The following is a 1,016-nucleotide window of genomic DNA, read 5'->3' as shown; positions in this document are numbered from 1 at the left end:
GCCGCGGGCAGGCGCAGGCCGTCTGAAAAACTTTCATTCTTTTTCATTCAAAGTTTCTGCACGGGCGGCGGAAATCCGCTAAAATTTCCTTTTTATTAGCGATTTGACGAAAGCACATCATGAAGTTGAATACCACCGCCGTTGCGGTCATGACCATGTTGGCGCTGGCTGCCTGCGGCCAGAAAGCCGAAACCAGCGTACCCGCTGCCGATGCCGCGCAAAATACCGGCTCCGCGCCGATTGCTGCCGCCCAAACGCCTGCCGCGCCGCAAGGCCTGGTGGAAGGCCAAAACTACACGGTATTGGCCCAGCCGATTCCGCAGCAGCAGGAAGGCAAAGTGGAAGTATTGGAATTTTTCGGCTATTTCTGCCCGCACTGCGCCCACTTGGAGCCGGTGTTGAGCGAACACGTCAAAACCTTTAAAGACGATACCTACCTGCGTACCGAACACGTGGTATGGCAGCCCGATATGCTGCCGCTGGCGCGCCTGACCGCGGCTTTGGATATGAGCGGCGAAAAAGCGAAAGCCAACAGCGCGGTGTTTGCCGCCATGGTCGATCAAAAAATCAACCTGACCGACGAAAATACGCTGAAACAATGGCTGGCGGAGCAAACCGCGTTTGACGGCAAAAAAGTACTGGCGGCTTACGAATCGCCCGAAAGTGCCGTGCGTGCCGACAAAATGGCCGAGCTGACCAATACCTACCAAATCGGCAGCACGCCGACGGTGGTGGTCGGCGGCAAATATGTCGTGAAATTTGCCGATTGGCACTCGGGTATGCAGACCATCGATATGCTGGTGGACAAAGTACGCGAAGAGCAGAAAGCGAAATAAGCCGCGAAGGTTTGGCAAAAAGCCGTCTGAAAAACAGACGGCTTTTTTGTTTTTTGGGGCGGCGTAGCGGACTTGCGAAGCTAATGACGAAAATCCGGCGATTTTCTGTCTGTGAAAATTCATAAATTGCAATCGCTTTTAGCAGCAGTAGGTCGGGCACTTTTGCCCGACGATTCGTTG

The 1,016-nt window shown here is 54.1% G+C and carries 1 protein-coding gene; it reads left to right on the top strand.

What is annotated here, in order from left to right; translation table 11 throughout:
* The first annotated feature begins 119 nt into the window (after nucleotides 1-119).
* On the top strand, nucleotides 120-836 hold the full coding sequence (locus BDE01S_RS10705; protein ID WP_066081417.1) for a thiol:disulfide interchange protein DsbA/DsbL: 717 nt from the start codon (nucleotides 120-122) through the stop codon (nucleotides 834-836).
* Nucleotides 837-1,016 lie beyond the last annotated feature (180 nt).

Source organism: Bergeriella denitrificans NBRC 102155, assembly GCF_001592185.1.
GTDB classification, from domain to species: domain Bacteria; phylum Pseudomonadota; class Gammaproteobacteria; order Burkholderiales; family Neisseriaceae; genus Neisseria; species Neisseria denitrificans.
Note: the sequence above shows the minus strand (reverse complement) of the source record. Positions and strands in the feature narration are given on the sequence as shown.

What these genes read in the sequence shown, in the direction of transcription:
- BDE01S_RS10705 (WP_066081417.1), top strand. Translation starts at nt 120, where the DNA reads ATGAAGTTGAATACCACCGCCGTTGCGGTCATGACCATGTTGGCGCTG.